General features: G+C 38.1%; 9 protein-coding genes. 4 read left to right on the plus strand and 5 right to left on the minus strand.

Annotated features, from left to right (window positions below; translation table 11 throughout):
- Window positions 1-101 precede the first annotated feature (101 nt).
- Together asnB and ESZ26_RS01455 are read left to right on the plus strand one after the other, a co-directional pair.
- Entirely contained in the window at window positions 102-1766 is a 1665-nt protein-coding gene (asnB, locus tag ESZ26_RS01450) for an asparagine synthase B (RefSeq protein WP_146797448.1), read from the plus strand.
- A 176-nt stretch (window positions 1767-1942) separates the two neighbouring features.
- On the plus strand, window positions 1943-2743 hold the full coding sequence (locus ESZ26_RS01455; protein ID WP_146797446.1) for a coiled-coil domain-containing protein: 801 nt from the start codon (window positions 1943-1945) through the stop codon (window positions 2741-2743).
- 65 nt (window positions 2744-2808) lie between these two features.
- Here ESZ26_RS01455 and ESZ26_RS01460 read toward each other — a convergent pair whose 3' ends face one another.
- The 4 genes from ESZ26_RS01460 to ESZ26_RS01475 all read right to left on the minus strand — a co-directional run bounded on the left by ESZ26_RS01460 (window position 2809) and on the right by ESZ26_RS01475 (window position 11851).
- The gene (locus tag ESZ26_RS01460; protein ID WP_146797444.1) at window positions 2809-6591 is read right to left on the minus strand and encodes an AAA family ATPase; all 3783 of its coding nucleotides are present in this window, start codon (window positions 6589-6591) and stop codon (window positions 2809-2811) included.
- Window positions 6588-7898, minus strand: coding sequence for an exonuclease subunit SbcD (gene sbcD / locus ESZ26_RS01465; protein WP_146797441.1), 1311 nt, complete (start codon window positions 7896-7898; stop codon window positions 6588-6590). Before sbcD ends, ESZ26_RS01460 begins: the two co-directional genes overlap by 4 nt.
- A 37-nt stretch (window positions 7899-7935) precedes the next feature.
- Window positions 7936-8463: a P-loop NTPase family protein gene (locus ESZ26_RS01470; protein WP_395880512.1), complete on the minus strand. Its 528-nt coding sequence runs from the start codon at window positions 8461-8463 to the stop codon at window positions 7936-7938.
- A 226-nt stretch (window positions 8464-8689) separates the two neighbouring features.
- Window positions 8690-11851 (minus strand): TonB-dependent receptor domain-containing protein, encoded by a 3162-nt coding sequence (locus ESZ26_RS01475; protein ID WP_146797436.1) that lies wholly within the window; start codon window positions 11849-11851, stop codon window positions 8690-8692.
- A 485-nt stretch (window positions 11852-12336) separates the two neighbouring features.
- Here ESZ26_RS01475 and ESZ26_RS01480 point away from each other — a divergent pair, with 485 nt between their 5' ends.
- Entirely contained in the window at window positions 12337-13830 is a 1494-nt protein-coding gene (locus tag ESZ26_RS01480; RefSeq protein WP_211361193.1) for a M28 family peptidase, read from the plus strand.
- Between the two features lie 301 nt (window positions 13831-14131).
- A complete protein-coding gene (locus tag ESZ26_RS01485) occupies window positions 14132-14317 on the plus strand; it encodes a hypothetical protein (RefSeq protein ID WP_146797433.1) in 186 nt (61 codons plus the stop codon).
- Between the two features lie 67 nt (window positions 14318-14384).
- Here the strand turns inward: ESZ26_RS01485 and ESZ26_RS01490 are convergent, their stop codons facing one another.
- A complete protein-coding gene (locus ESZ26_RS01490) occupies window positions 14385-14858 on the minus strand; it encodes an outer membrane lipoprotein (RefSeq protein WP_146797430.1) in 474 nt (157 codons plus the stop codon).
- Between the last annotated feature and the right edge of the window lie 6 nt (window positions 14859-14864).

The following is a 14864-nucleotide window of genomic DNA, read 5'->3' on the forward strand; positions in this document are numbered from 1 at the left end:
TTGATAATATTTGTATAGCTGTCACAGTGACACCATCGTATAAGTGATTAATTTTATACGTACCCCACAATTTGTTAATAATTTAAAGGAGTAGCGCTTCAATGTGTTCGATCTTTGGTATATTAGATATAAAAACAGGTGCAGACGCACTTCGTCCGAAAGCTTTAGAATATTCTCGTTTATTACGTCACCGCGGTCCTGATTGGTCCGGTATTTACAGCAGCGAACATGCTATTTTAGTGCATGAGCGCTTATCAATTGTTGATACTGAGCACGGTGCTCAACCATTATATAACGAAGAAAAAACAAACATACTCGCCGTAAATGGTGAAATTTATAACCATAAAGCCCTAGCAGCTAACTTAACCGTTGATTACCAATTTCAAACCGGCTCAGATTGTGAAGTTATTCTGCCGTTATATAAAGAATTTGGCGCTGACTTTATTGATAAACTACAAGGCATGTTTGCTTTTTGTTTATACAACGAGAGTGATAACTCTTACCTCATTGCACGCGATCATATGGGTATCATCCCGCTTTACACTGGCTATGATGAAGACGGTAACTTTTATGTTGCCTCTGAAATGAAAGCTTTAATGCCTATTTGTAAAACAGTCAGTGAGTTTCCTCCCGGTCATATTCTTGATAGTCGTGTTGGCGAGTTACAAAAGTACTATAAACGTAACTGGCAACAATATTCTGCAATTAAAGATAATACCACCAGTAAAACAAAAATTCGTGAAGCGTTAGAAGAGTCTGTTAAAAGTCATTTAATGACAGATGTTCCTTACGGTGTTTTATTATCGGGTGGTTTAGATTCATCGCTAATATCGGCTATCACGCAAAAATTTGCTGCACGTCGAATTGAAGATAATGATTTAGCTGAAGCTTGGTGGCCAAAGGTTCATTCTTTCGCTTGTGGTCTTGAAGGCTCGCCAGATTTAATTGCCGCTAAAACAGTAGCAGACAGCATAGGTACTATCCATCACAGCGTGGTGTTTACTGAGCAAGAAGGTATAGATGCCTTACAAGAAGTTATCTATCACTTAGAAACTTATGACGTTACCACTATTCGAGCTTCTACGCCTATGTACTTGATGGCGCGTAAAATAAAAGCCATGGGTATAAAAATGGTACTTTCAGGTGAAGGCGCTGATGAAATTTTTGGTGGTTACTTATATTTCCATAAAGCGCCTAACGCACAAGAGTTTCATGAAGAGCTTAACCGTAAGTTAGACAGGTTACATAAGTTTGATTGCTTACGTGCCAATAAATCTATGTCGGCTTGGGGTATTGAAGCCCGTGTGCCATTTTTAGATAAAAACTTTATGGATGTTGCCATGCGCATCAACCCAGAAGATAAAATGTGTGGCAACGGAAAAATGGAAAAAGCGATTTTACGTGAGTCTTTTGAAGGTTATTTGCCAAAAGAGATCTTGTGGCGTCAAAAAGAGCAGTTTTCTGATGGTGTTGGTTATTCTTGGATTGATGGCTTAAAAGCGCACGTTGAATCTCAAGTAACAGATCAACAACTTACAACGGCTAGCTTTAAGTTTCCCGTGAATACCCCAGACAGTAAAGAGGCATATTTTTATCGTACTGTTTTTGAAGATAAATTTCCACTCGCTTCAGCAGCAGACTGTGTAATTGGTGGTAAATCGGTTGCCTGTAGCACCGAAGAAGCATTAGCATGGGACGAAAGTTTTAGAAATAATGCTGACCCTTCTGGTCGAGCGGTAATGAGTGTTCATAACGATAGTTACTAACATTTCTTATTAAAATATTATAAAACCGATAAGTCTGACTTATTGGTTTTTTTTTCAATTTTTTATCTCATCAAAATAATGATATTAATTTGAATACATAAAATTATAATTGTGTAGAATAACCCATAAGATAAAAATGATATAAATGATATAAATAGTACTAACAGGAAAATATTTTGACCAAGCAAATCGACCACAACATGCCAAGTATTACCCCTGATAAAGATCAGGTTGAGGCATTCAAAAATAATCGAACTTATTCTCCCGCTTCAGCTAATTCGGTTGATACTACATCACCTCAGCCCAAAGTAGTAAAGTCACCAAAAACACCTAGCTCGCCACCAATAAAACTCGCTAAAGCGGCGATTATTTTTATCTATTTATTTATTGCCGGTGCTGGCTATTGGCTTTATCAACAAAATATTAAAACAAATGCCATTATAGCTTCAGCAGAGCAACGCATTGCCGACTTAGAGCAGCAACTTTCCGCTACCGGCGAAGAAATGGGTGAATCTGCAGTCGAGATGAAGGTACGCATAGAAACACTCGGTAAGACCAGTGATAAACTATGGGAAGAAATGGACAAGCTTTGGGCTTCTGCTTGGCGAAGAAACCAAGCTCAAATAAAGACTTTACAAAAAGACAATAAATTATTGACTGACTTATCAGTAACTCAAGGTAAATCAGTTGCGGCAACAAACGCCGCCGTTAACGATGTGAATAATAAGCAAGTCGCTACAGAGTTCTCAATAGACGCACTAAAAGAAAAGTTGAGTGAAAATATTAAAAATTTATCGCTAGAGTTATCCGCAATAGAGTCAAACTCTCAACGTCGTGATAAACAACAAATAGCCCTGGCGAGCCGGGTCACTCAACTCAGTGAGCAGAATAAAAAATTATTATTGAAAGTTGAAAGTTTAGAAGCGCTAAGCAACATACCTGCCAGAACAGCCCCTCCTTTTGCTGAAGGCTCTTAACACTTAAAATAAGCAAGAGTAGGTTAATTAATAGTTAATAACCTACTCTACTGACCGCCCATCGACTAAAATCTAAACTGACTCTCGAGCTCGCTTACACCTAAACCACTACATTTTTTAACTTTTATTTGTACAGGAATACGTTCTTTAAGCGTATCTACATGACTGATAACACCGATCATTTTACCACTAGCATTTAAACTATCTAACGCATCAAGTGCCACTTCAAGGGTATCGTTATCAAGTGTGCCAAAACCTTCATCAAGAAAAAGAGAGTCAATACTGGTTTTAGCGCTGACTAAATCAGACAAGGCTAACGCCAACGCCAAACTCACTAAAAAACTCTCACCACCAGAAAGTGTTTTAGTATCCCGCACACTATCCGCTTGCCATGTATCAAGAACCTCAAGGGTTAATGCCTCAGATTGTTGGCACTTAAGTTGATAGCGAGCATGTAAGCGCTCAAGCTGCTGGTTCGCTAGATAAACTAGATGAGCAAGTGTTAATCCTTGAGCAAACTTTCTAAATTTCGCGCCATCTGCCGAACCAATTAAGCCGTTTAAATGGGCTAAATCATCGACATCTTTTTGTAGGGCAGTTATTTTTTCAAGTAAACCATGTTGTTGTAGGCGCTGAATGTCGTCATGTTTTAATGTTTGCCCTAATTGTCCTAGTTTTATTTGGACTTGTTTCAACTGCTCTTTACACGCGGCCAATTTGTCAGCAATCACTAAGGTACTAAAGTCAGTAACGCCCGCTTGTTCAATCACAGCTTGCTCAACAGTCAATTGTTCAAGTTGTTGCTGATATTGCTCAAGTAAGGTTTGTGAACGCTGTTTTTCAATGGTGATATTGTCTAACACTTGCTGAAACACATCTTGTTTATCAAGGGGTAATAACGCGTTAATAAAATCAATTTCTTGCAAAAAATCACTTTTAGATAAGTCGTTTTGCCATGCTGAAGTCAATAATTCAACTTCTTCATTAAGATGTGTTAATTGCTGTTCAGCGCTTTTTAATAGACCTTGCTGGTGTTGGTACGTTTGCATGCATTGCTGAAAATATTGTTGTAATTTATCAAGTTCATCAGCTACCGCATTTCGCTTAGTGGTGATATCAGCTCTAACTTCGCTAATGGTTTTTTCTTCAAAAAGATTAAAACGTTGCTGTTGAGCTTGTTTTAATTCACTGACAACTTGCCCCTGAGTTTTACTAACATGCGCGTAGTCGTCATTGAGCCCATTATCATGTATTTGTGCGACCGCTAACTGTTGCTTTAAGCCTGTAATGACTTGCAAGAACTGCTCTTGTTGTTGCAACATCTGTTGATAGCGTTTTACTTGTTCGCTTATTTCAGTAAACCAAGTAGAAAAAACTTCATTACTGGCTAGCGTTTCAGTGTTGTCGTTAAACAACGCCATAAATGATACGGGACTTTGATCTGCATTTACCTGCTTGGCTATGGCGCTAATATCGGCTTTAAAAGCAGTAAACCCTTCGGCCTTAATTTGTTGCTTTTGTGCGAGAAGCACCGTTAATTGTTGCAAACTTATTTGAATGTTTTCTTGATTATTTATTAGCAGCAAAGCTTGGTTTTCAAGCGTCGCCTTATCTTTTTCAGTAGCACTTAATTGCTGCTGGCACTGCTGTAAATGTTGTTCAACCTTTTGAAGCCTGACGTTTGTGTTAACAAAATGTTCTAGATTGTTTTCTCGCTCACTAATAAAAGCCTCGATAAAGGCTAAATCTGCTAATGGACAATCTAGATCAAGTGGTAGTGCTTTTGAATGCCACTGACTCAATAAAACTTGTTGCTCTATTAATTTTTCTTCTTGTTGTTTATTGGCAACGCCAAGTTCTGCCTTTAGCTGAGCTTGGATTTCTGCTTGAGCCTTGCCTCGCTGCTCTAATTGTTTTAATTGTTGTGTTAACTGCTCAAACCTTTGTTGGTACTCAGACGATTCACCTTCGGCTAATGATGAATATTCGTCGATAGCCGGATGCTCATTTGAACCACATAATGGACACGCTTGCTCGGGCTGAAGATTTTTACGATGCTCATTTAACGATAAAATAGTTTTTTGTTGATCTACAATAAGCATGACATCATCACGCGTTATCTGCACTTGTCGATATTCGTTTCTTAATTCAAGTACTTGTTCACAAACGCGTTGATATTGCTGTTTCTTTGCCGCGTTATCGGCATTAGCATTAGCGACTTCATTTGTTAAAAAGTTAAAGCGCCGAGCGCTTTCAAGAGCGGTTATTTGCTTGGCAATTTGCCCTTGTCGTTGTTGTATCTCGTTTTGAAGTACTGATCGGTCATTCATCGACACTTGCTCTAAAACGATAGCTATTTCTTGTTGATATTGTTCAAATCGCTCAACAAGACCATTGTGCAGACTTTGCTGTTTGTTGATCAAATTTTGCTGATTTTCTTGTTGAATACTTAATTCTTGACGTTGTAAGTGCAAACCTTGCTGGTCACTTAGAATTTGCTGTACTTCGTTTTCAGTGAGCAATAAATATTGATACTGACTTTGCCATAATGGCAGCTTCTCGGGCAAAAACTTCAATATCTGATTATTGCTAATAAAGCCTTCGTTTTCAGTAAACTGTATTTGATGTTGTTGTTGCTCGTTAATTAACTTGTCGCAATTATTCTTTGATAACTGCTGAGCATTAGCTAACTCAACTAATTTATTGGCTGATTCTTCTTGTTGTTTAAGCAAATGAAAGATTTTGTTATCAAGAGGGAGCACTTCTTCAATGATCAAATTTTCAATACGTTGATCGGCTAAATGTTGAATGCCCTGCTCTTTTGTTAAGGTTTCATAGGCTTGCTGCGCCATAGTTTTTTGCTGTTCGATATTTTTACAGCTAATTAAAAGCTCATTATTACTGGCAACTAATGATTTTTGTAATTGTATTTTTTGCTGATGTTGCTCGAAAACAGGTCGCAATTTTTCAGCCGGCTTCGCTAAGGCTAACAAATTCAAGTCATCTTGGGCGTCGCGCTCTTTTTGTGCTACACGCTCAAGTTGGCTATTAACCACATTAATACTGTTATGGTTTTCAAGCGACTTTTGTTGCCAAAGATGTGCTTTTTGCCACAAATCATGATCAGTGGCGACTCGTTGTTCATCATCACCAAGTTTTTCAAGTTGTTGAGTCAACGAGGTTAAATCTTCTGCCGACAATATAACGGTACCTTGGCTCTGTGCTTGTAATATTTTCAGGTCGTTACTGGCATTTTTATGGTTCTGATAGACTTGCTGAGAAACTTGACCGTAAATTTCAGTACCGGTTAACTCTTCTAAAAGTTCAGCTCTTTCGTTACTGGGTGCATTTAAAAAAGCCGCAAACTGTCCCTGAGAAAGCATCATAGACTTGGTAAAACGAGAAAAATCTAACCCCGTTAAACTGGCTATTTCAGTACGTACTTGTGAGACTTTCGTCGCTATTATTTGATCATTGTGCACTGTCGATGTTGAAATTTCGGCAAGCTCAGCAATCGGCTTCTGCAGATTCCCTTCGACACTATTTTTTGCACGTCGTTGACTCCAAAAGGCTCGGTAAGCTTTACCTTTTACTTCAAATTCAACCTCAGCTAAACAGCTCGCCGTATGGCGGGTCATTAACTGGTTTTGCTTGTCTGAAATATTTAAGCGAGGTGTTTGATGGTAGAGCGCCAAGCAAATCGCATCTAATATGGTGGTTTTTCCAGCGCCTGTTGGCCCTGTTATGGCAAACAAGCCACTATTATCAAAAGGTGCTTGGCTAAAATCAATTTTCCACGCGCCTTTCAGTGAGTTTATATTTTCAAATCGTAAACTTAATATTCTCACTTAATTTCACCTGTATCTTGAGATTTTTCACTGGCATTTTCACCCGTGGTATTTTGTTGCTGTACTTGCTCTAACGTTTGCGCAAACATTTGTTCGAGTCGACCCTTTTGGCTTATTTCTGTGTCTGTTTGCCAATTTTCTTGCAGTAATCGTGTTGAGAATACCTCAGCTAAAGATAATTCATTTAAGGTGATTTTTTTTTGGCTTTCCGGCATTGACTGCCTCGATTTTTTACTGCGTCGCACCAACAAGACTTCTACCGGTAGTTCTTTGACAAGCGCTTCAATACGAGGGGTTAAATCTTGTAAATATTCAGCACTGTTAATCTCAATATCAAGCCAAATTTTTTGCTCTTTCTCTAACGAGGTCTTCGAGCTTTTTAGCTCGGCAACGAGTTTATTGATATCTTCACTGAGCTGTTCTAGTTTACTTTTTACCATCAACAAGGGCTGAAAACAGGGAATGTCTTGTTCAATGACCTGACTCAGTTTTGCTTGTTCAAATTCTGCGATTAATACTTTTTTAGTTTGGTTTGCTTCATCGAAGCTTAAGGCTATTGGCGAGCCGCAATAGCGAATATGCTCAGATTTAGCAACACGTTGACTACGATGAATATGGCCAAGTGCGATATAATCAGCTTGAGGGAAAGCATTGGCAGGGAAAGCTTCCAAGGTGCCAATATAAATATCGCGTACCGACTCACTGCTGGTCACGCCTACCGTGGTCAGGTGTCCAGTGGCAATAACGGGTAATTTATTTTCATCGTTGACTAAAGAAATAACTTCTGCCTGTTCAAATAGTGTTTGATAGTGTTCACTAATCGCTTGCTGCAATGATTGCTGTTTATCTTTAACAGATTGACCCGCACTGCTGCTAATAATATCGCGCGGGCGAATAAAGGGAATAGCACACAATATCGCCCCTGGCTGACCTTGTTTATTGTTGAGCGTAATCACTTGCTGATTTATCTTATCGCTAACACTGGTGATCACCCGACATGATAAATGTGACAATAACTGTTTAGACTCGCCAAGCATGGCGACAGAGTCATGATTACCGGCCAAGATGATTAATGGGCAGTTTTTTTCATGCATATTGACGATAAAATCAAAGTACATTTCTCGGGCATAGCTAGGTGGTGTACCCGTATCAAAAATATCACCCGCAACAATCACCGCATCAATGTCATGTTCACTGACTTGTGTGAGTAACCAATTTAAAAATTTTTGATGCTCTGCAGCACGACTTTTACCGTAAAAGTTTTGGCCTAGATGCCAGTCAGAAGTATGGAGAATGCGAAATTTCATAAAATTATCTTAAGGTCTAAAACCTAGGTGTGAGTTATTAGTCGATGCTTGTGATGATATTTTTCTTTCCAACAAAGCGAGTATAAAGTTGCTGATGAGCTTGCTTTGAAAAAGTATCGCTACGTGTCTCATAAGCCTTTATCCAATCAATAAGCATGGCTAAATTATCATCCTGAGCTTGCTTTGATGGATATTTATGCGCTTCCCATGAGCGATTTTCAGCATGAGTAATGCATCGGTTAATCGCGATATCTAAGAAGATAATTTCGTTAGCAAACGCTTTATTTTTAACATTGTCATGGTCAGCTGCATTATTGCTAGTCAGTAGTTCAAGTAAGTCACTGTAACAGCCTTCTATTACCCAACTTGAATGTTGTTGGGTAAAGTTGTCAATTTCAATGGCTGAATCTGACAGGCGCTTTCTTTGCGGTGGTGATGTTGCTAACCATGCGAGTGTATCGAGATCTAAATGTGCTAAGCCTTGTTTTTTAGCTATTTTTTTAGCTAAAGTCGACTTCCCTGCTGCGGCATTGCCAAAAATAAGGATTTTTTGCAAGTAGCTCACCTTTTTATCATATTATTATCAAAGCTAGTGTACCTGAACTGATGCTAAAAAATTAGAAATTTAATACAAAAAAAGCAACTTAATAACGATTATCATCAAGACTACTTTCAATGGTTTAAACGCTGATAAAGTTAAGTGCTATGCGCTTAAGGCAATAAAAAAGCGATACTTACGTATCGCTCTTAATTGCTTTAATACTCTGAATTAAACGTTAACGCTTGAGTGACTAAAAGCGATAAGAAGCATTTAAGAAAAAGCTACGTCCGTACAAATCATATCCAGATGAAGTCACCATGTTGCCACGGTTCGACCCTGCGGTTAAGTCAACCAATTCTGGTGCTTTATCAAAGACGTTTTTCATCCCTGCTGTCACCAAAAAGTCATCACCGGTATAAGTGACTGATGTATTGACATAAACGGCACTATCAGCAGAACATACAGGCACAGTTTGCGGTTTACCGACTAAGTCTTCATTTTTGATAAAGACATCACATTTAGCCGTATCTCTTACATCATCCGCTGATTGAGTACCCGACATATAATTTGCCATGATCATCCAGTTCCATTCATCCATTGAAAAATTCAAGGTTGACACTAAACGATGCTCTGGTGTACCAAAGTCTTCCAACAAGTCTTCTGACGATTCACCTTTGAATATAGTGACTTCACGTTCAGTTTGTAAGGTATATTGGTTGTCCCACGTCATCCTAACATTATCAAAATTAGTCACGAAACGCGTATTAACATCTACCCCTTTTGAGGTTTCCTCACCAATATTAATAAACGAAGTATCAATTAAATTTGGAAAGTTAATAACGGCCGCATTACCACTGTTTCGTGAAATACGTGGGCAAAATGAGCTTTCCATATTTGGAGAGTCAAAACAACGCTTTAAAATAGTCGCCGCACTAATTGTTCTAATCGTATCTTCAACCACTAAGCTGAAGTAGGTTACGCCAAAGTTAAACTCATAATCACCTTCAAACACTGGTGTCCACTTAAATGTCGCCGTAATATTTTCTGATGTTTCAGGCTTTAAGTCTCTAGCATTACCGCTTGAAGATGTTGGGATACTGGGTACACCACTCAAACCAATTTGAGTAAAGTCAGCGCCTTGAGCACTACAGTTATCTAAAATTGTTTGTGAGCGATTTTCTTTAGCGGGATCATATTGGCTATTCGTCGTTAAAGACTCTGAGACCATACAAGGATCAGCACTACCACTTACACCACCAAATTGGTTAGCAAGAAATTGCTCTCGTAAATTTGGTGCACGAAAAGAGGTGCCATACGAGGTGCTAAATAATAAGGTTTCAGAAGGTTTGTAGGTAACACGTGCGCGATTGGTTAATTCACTACCAAAGTTAGACTCATCGGTATAACGAAGTGCCGCTTCAACTTCAAATAAATTTGCCCAACTTTGATCGACCGCAATCGGTAATGATATTTCTGCAAAAACATCACTAACATTACGAGAGCCGATGGTTGCTCCTTCTGTTAGGGGATTTTCTGCCGCGACTAACCCTGTTGAACCTAGCATATCACCCGCAGAATCTATGCGATCTTTTCTGTACTCAAGTCCCATAGCAACAGTTGCTGCAGCACCTTTTTCAAAGTCAAAGACGTCACCGGTAACAAAACCTGAGAACATTGATTGCTCAACAGTTGTGGTGTTAATACGTGTACCTATTAAAAAGTCTTTTTCTGCTTGTGTGGCAAAGGTACCACCACCGTAGCTACCGCCATTAAAGATAGATTCTGCGAAAAAATCTACTGGGACACATTCATTGGCCGTAATAAAACCAATACCGGCTGGCGCACTAATACCACAAATAGGATTACCCGTATTGTCTAAACGCAATGTCCCTAAACTTAATGCGAGGTTAGTTTCATTCATCACCGGCTGAGTTTGATCACCAACACCACGATCATATGAAACAAACATTTCATAGCTCCAACCTTTATTAGATAGCCAGTCACTGGTGAAATCACCACGTAAGCCGGTAACAAAGCGGAAGTGATTTAATTCAACCTCACGTTTTTGTGGTAGGTCTTCTAAAGTCATAATGTGAGAAACATCATAATCTGGAAATGGATTTAATGGATTATCAACTAAATTCAATGAGCCATCAGAGTTGGTGACCAAATTACCATTGGCATCTTCATGAGGAATATTAGCGGCTATAGTGGGATAAATTTGTTCTGTAGAAGCTAAGCTGGTCAAGTTACGATGGAAATAATAGCCTTCATAAAATATTTCTTCATCGCCACCAAAAAAGTCAGGGGAGTAGCTACCATTTACCGCCAAAGTAAAACGAGTTACCGGTTGAATTAAATCGGCTTCCATACGATCAACAGCGTCAGAATGACCTGGTGAATAAATACGGCGATTAAATTGATCTGAACTGGTTATATCGATATTTGGATCATTTGGCACAGGTAAACCAAAAGCCGAACTAAAACCCGGAATACCAACATCTGAAGAACCTGGTGTGGTAAAGAAACCAATACCCGATGGATGAGGATAAGTCATCACTGGAGCGTTTGGATCATCAGCATTGTAACCGGTAATATCTAAGATGGAATTATCCCAAAAGCGACTCGAACATACCGAAGTTCTTTTGCCGTTATCGTCTTCAAATATTTTACGAATACAGTCGGTACGATCTTTTACGGCGATACGGTCGCGCTCATAATAAGATGCTGAGATAGTGAATTTTGATTTTTTACCTTCAAAACCGGTAATAAATGAAAAATCTTTTGTTGCACCGCCACCATGTTGTGTATCAGAAATATTTGCAGAAACTTCAAAACCATCAAAACTTTCTTTAAGGATAATATTAATAACACCGGCAACAGCATCGGCACCATAGATAGATGAAGCACCTTCGGTAATCACTTCAATGCGCTGTACCATATTAACTGGGATCAAACTTAAATCGGGTTGTGATGGAGCACCACGTACACCTGATGACCCTAATCGTCGGCCATTAATAAGAATAAGGGTTCGCTCTGGGCCTAAACCACGCAAACCAACATTAGATGAACCAACACCACCACTTGGCGGAGCCTCTGAAGCATTAGAGCCACCTGAATTAGAGTTATATGAACCATCAAATTGTTGACCATTTGCCATTGATGTATTTTGCAATAAGTCAGCAACTGTTCTAACACCAGCTTTCATTGCATCTTCAGCAGTAATGACATGAATAGGTGAAGCGTTTGAAAATTCTGCTTTTTTTAAGCGAGAACCAGTAACAGAAATCCGTTCAACTTCTTTTTCTGCGCCAACTTCTTCAGCAAAAACAGGCATTGATAACATTGAGGTAGATACACCAGCAAGCAGTGCATATTTGATAGCTTTCGCTATTGGGGATGCTTTAGTCATTATATTATCCTTTAGTTAATTATATTTATTTTTATAATTATTCAGTTAATTCCTTAAAACTGATCACTCAAGTACAACTTCTTAATATCCTTTACTAAACGTAACTTAAGTTAAACTGAACAAAGTTACATTACGCTAAACCTATAGAATTAATATTAAAAAGATTAAACAAATTTGACATGTTTACTTTATCCGTAAACTTTTCGCAACACTTTGATAGGTAAATTAAACCCGAAAAATAAAAAACAATTCCGCTTGCAGCTTAACTACTGATTTATATTAGCTTTTATTTATTTTTTTGTGATAAATATTTTAAAATAATTTAAAATAAATTAAAAAATAATTTTTATATATAACTGATCTATATCTACTTACTTGAAAATAATAAATTTTAATTATTGCTTCTGATAATGTTTTATTGAAAACAAACTTGACTGATTATTCCTCAAGCGTTATGTATAGTTAAAACAATAAAAGAAAATAATATGATAAAAATTATCCCTTTGCTACTTATGCCGGCATTCTTAATGAATTGTGCTTACGCGACTTCTATTTTTAATAGCGACGTCGAGAACTTAATTGCAACATTAAAGGCACCTACCCCTATTATTTCAGACTTAAAACAACTGACTGATGAAATTGGCGGTCGCTTAACCGGCACACAAGCCAATAAGAAATCGGTCAACTGGGCATTGAAAAAGTTTCATGAAGCAGGTGTTACGGCTAAAAAAGAAAGCTTCACTATGCCAAGGGCTTGGTCAGAGAAAAGTAGTAGCGCTAAAGTATTTAATAGCCAAATAAATTTTTCACCCCGTATTGTTGCTATGCCTTTTACTAAAAAAACCCATTATCGAGGTCTTAGCGCTAAAATCGTCAATTTAAATAAAGGTAGCGCCACCGATTTTCAAAAAATGAATGTTGACGATGATTTAAAAGACAAGTGGCTACTGATTGAAACTGATATCTTGAATGATGAACGCGGTATTGCCGGTCTTTTTCAAGAATATAACAATGCTGTCATCATCGAAGAACAAGCATTAGCCGTTGCAGCCACTGGTATTATTTATATGTCTTCTCGGCCAAAAAACCTCTTATATCGCCACTTACCTAGCTCTGGGGTTGATAATAAATTAGCCATTGTTGTCATGGAAAGAGAAAGTGCCTTACGCACTCAGCGTTTAATCAATTCAGGTCAGTCACTAAAATTTACAGCGAAGATAAATATATTAGGTGAAAAACCTTATCAAGCTAATAATGTTGTTGCTGAAATAAAAGGTGACACCTACCCCGATGAGATTGTCTTAATTGGCGCTCATATTGATTCTTTTGATTTAGGTACTGGTGCACTTGATAATGGCGCTAATGTTAGCTTAGTGATAGATCTTGCTCGTCAAATAACTAAACTTGCTATAACACCTAAGCGTACTATTCGCTTTGTACTTTTTAATGGCGAAGAACAAGGTATGTACGGTTCATGGGGTTACACGCAAACACATATAGACGAGTTAGATAATCATGTTTTAGCCGCAACCATAGATATTGGCACTGGCGCTATTACTGGCTTTTTTATTAATGGTCGTGAAGAAATTAAAGCCACCATCGACAGTGTTTTACATCCCGATGTTGAATTAGGCGCATTTAACCAAATAATCGACCCCGTTGTTGGCACTGACAATTATGATTTTATGATGCAGGGTATCGCCAACCTAGTGGCTAACCAAGCAGATGCTAATTACGCATCAAATTATCATGCCCAATCAGACACCTTTGAGAAAGTAGACCAACAACAGTTAAAGTTAAACGCCGCCATTATGGGAGCCACTATTTTAGGTATTGCCAATCTTGACGAAATCCCATGGCAACGTCAAACCGCAGAGCAAGTGGTAAAAATGGTTGAACAATATAAGCTCGAACAAGCAATGAAAACCTTTGGTTTACAACAAAGCTGGCAAGAAAATAAACGCGGTATTCAACACTAAAAGCTAAGCGACTTATCTTAAATACTTAAAAGCCGCTCGATAGTAAAATCTAGCGGCTTTTTCTTTAATGAAGATCAACTACGTTCGATCATCGTCAACAGAAATCCTTATATTCAGAATATTTACCCTATTTATCGGTGATATCAACGGTGATCTATTTAGTTATTAACGTGATACTAGATCCCACTTTAACCTTGTTTTATGCACTGGCGGATGCTTTAAGCCTTTTATCTAACATAAAAGTCATTTATTTATTGAGATTATCTATACTTCATCAAAATGTTATTGAAGGAGTAATAATATGAAAAGAATGCCGACTGCTCTGGTAAAAACCTGGTTATTTCTGCTTAAAAGTAAAGATCCCAAACTCGCAAGACAAAAATTTATCGCTTATCAAAAAATCAAAAAATTATTTGGCAGTGCTGACCTAGCACAGTTATATCTTGAACAAGATAGGGATAATGACATCGAAGTCGTTATTATTTAAACCAAAAAATGCGTTGGTGTTAACACCAACGCATTTTTTATCAAGTCTGAAGCATTTATTTGAATACTTACCTTTGTTTATCAAGCCGCACTGAGCCATTTTCTAAATAAATGAGGCGGATAGCATCATTAGGTTGAAAGATCATTCTTGAGTCTAAGTATTGAACGACCATAAACGCCTTACCCTGGTCAGTTTTTATCATTAACTCAACTAAATGAAGCGTCTTGCGGTGGTATTGCGGGGATTTATTATTGGCCATAGAGCCACCTAATAAAGCACCAAGGACAGTAGCAACATCTCGGCCACTACCACTACCAAATTGATTGCCAATCGCACCACCAATAAGCGCACCACCAAAAACTTTCCAGCCTTTGTCTTTATCTTCGATAAGTTCTACTTCAGTAATATTTCTAACCGATTCTACTTTTCCAAAGAGGACTTTTTCGACAGGTACTGCTTTGTTTCTGTCATATTGCGCATTCACTATTGGACTTAATAAAATCGTTAATAGGCACAAACAAGAAAATAGCTTTGTTTTCATGATTTC

This window comes from Colwellia hornerae, assembly GCF_007954355.1.
In the GTDB taxonomy this organism is placed as follows: Bacteria; Pseudomonadota; Gammaproteobacteria; order Enterobacterales; family Alteromonadaceae; genus Colwellia_A; species Colwellia_A hornerae.

What these genes read in the sequence shown, in the direction of transcription:
- sbcD (WP_146797441.1), bottom strand. Translation starts at nt 7,898, where the DNA reads ATGAAATTTCGCATTCTCCATACTTCTGACTGGCATCTAGGCCAAAAC.
- asnB (WP_146797448.1), top strand. Translation starts at nt 102, where the DNA reads ATGTGTTCGATCTTTGGTATATTAGATATAAAAACAGGTGCAGACGCA.
- ESZ26_RS01475 (WP_146797436.1), bottom strand. Translation starts at nt 11,851, where the DNA reads ATGACTAAAGCATCCCCAATAGCGAAAGCTATCAAATATGCACTGCTT.
- ESZ26_RS01490 (WP_146797430.1), bottom strand. Translation starts at nt 14,858, where the DNA reads ATGAAAACAAAGCTATTTTCTTGTTTGTGCCTATTAACGATTTTATTA.
- ESZ26_RS01480 (WP_211361193.1), top strand. Translation starts at nt 12,337, where the DNA reads ATGATAAAAATTATCCCTTTGCTACTTATGCCGGCATTCTTAATGAAT.
- ESZ26_RS01485 (WP_146797433.1), top strand. Translation starts at nt 14,132, where the DNA reads ATGAAAAGAATGCCGACTGCTCTGGTAAAAACCTGGTTATTTCTGCTT.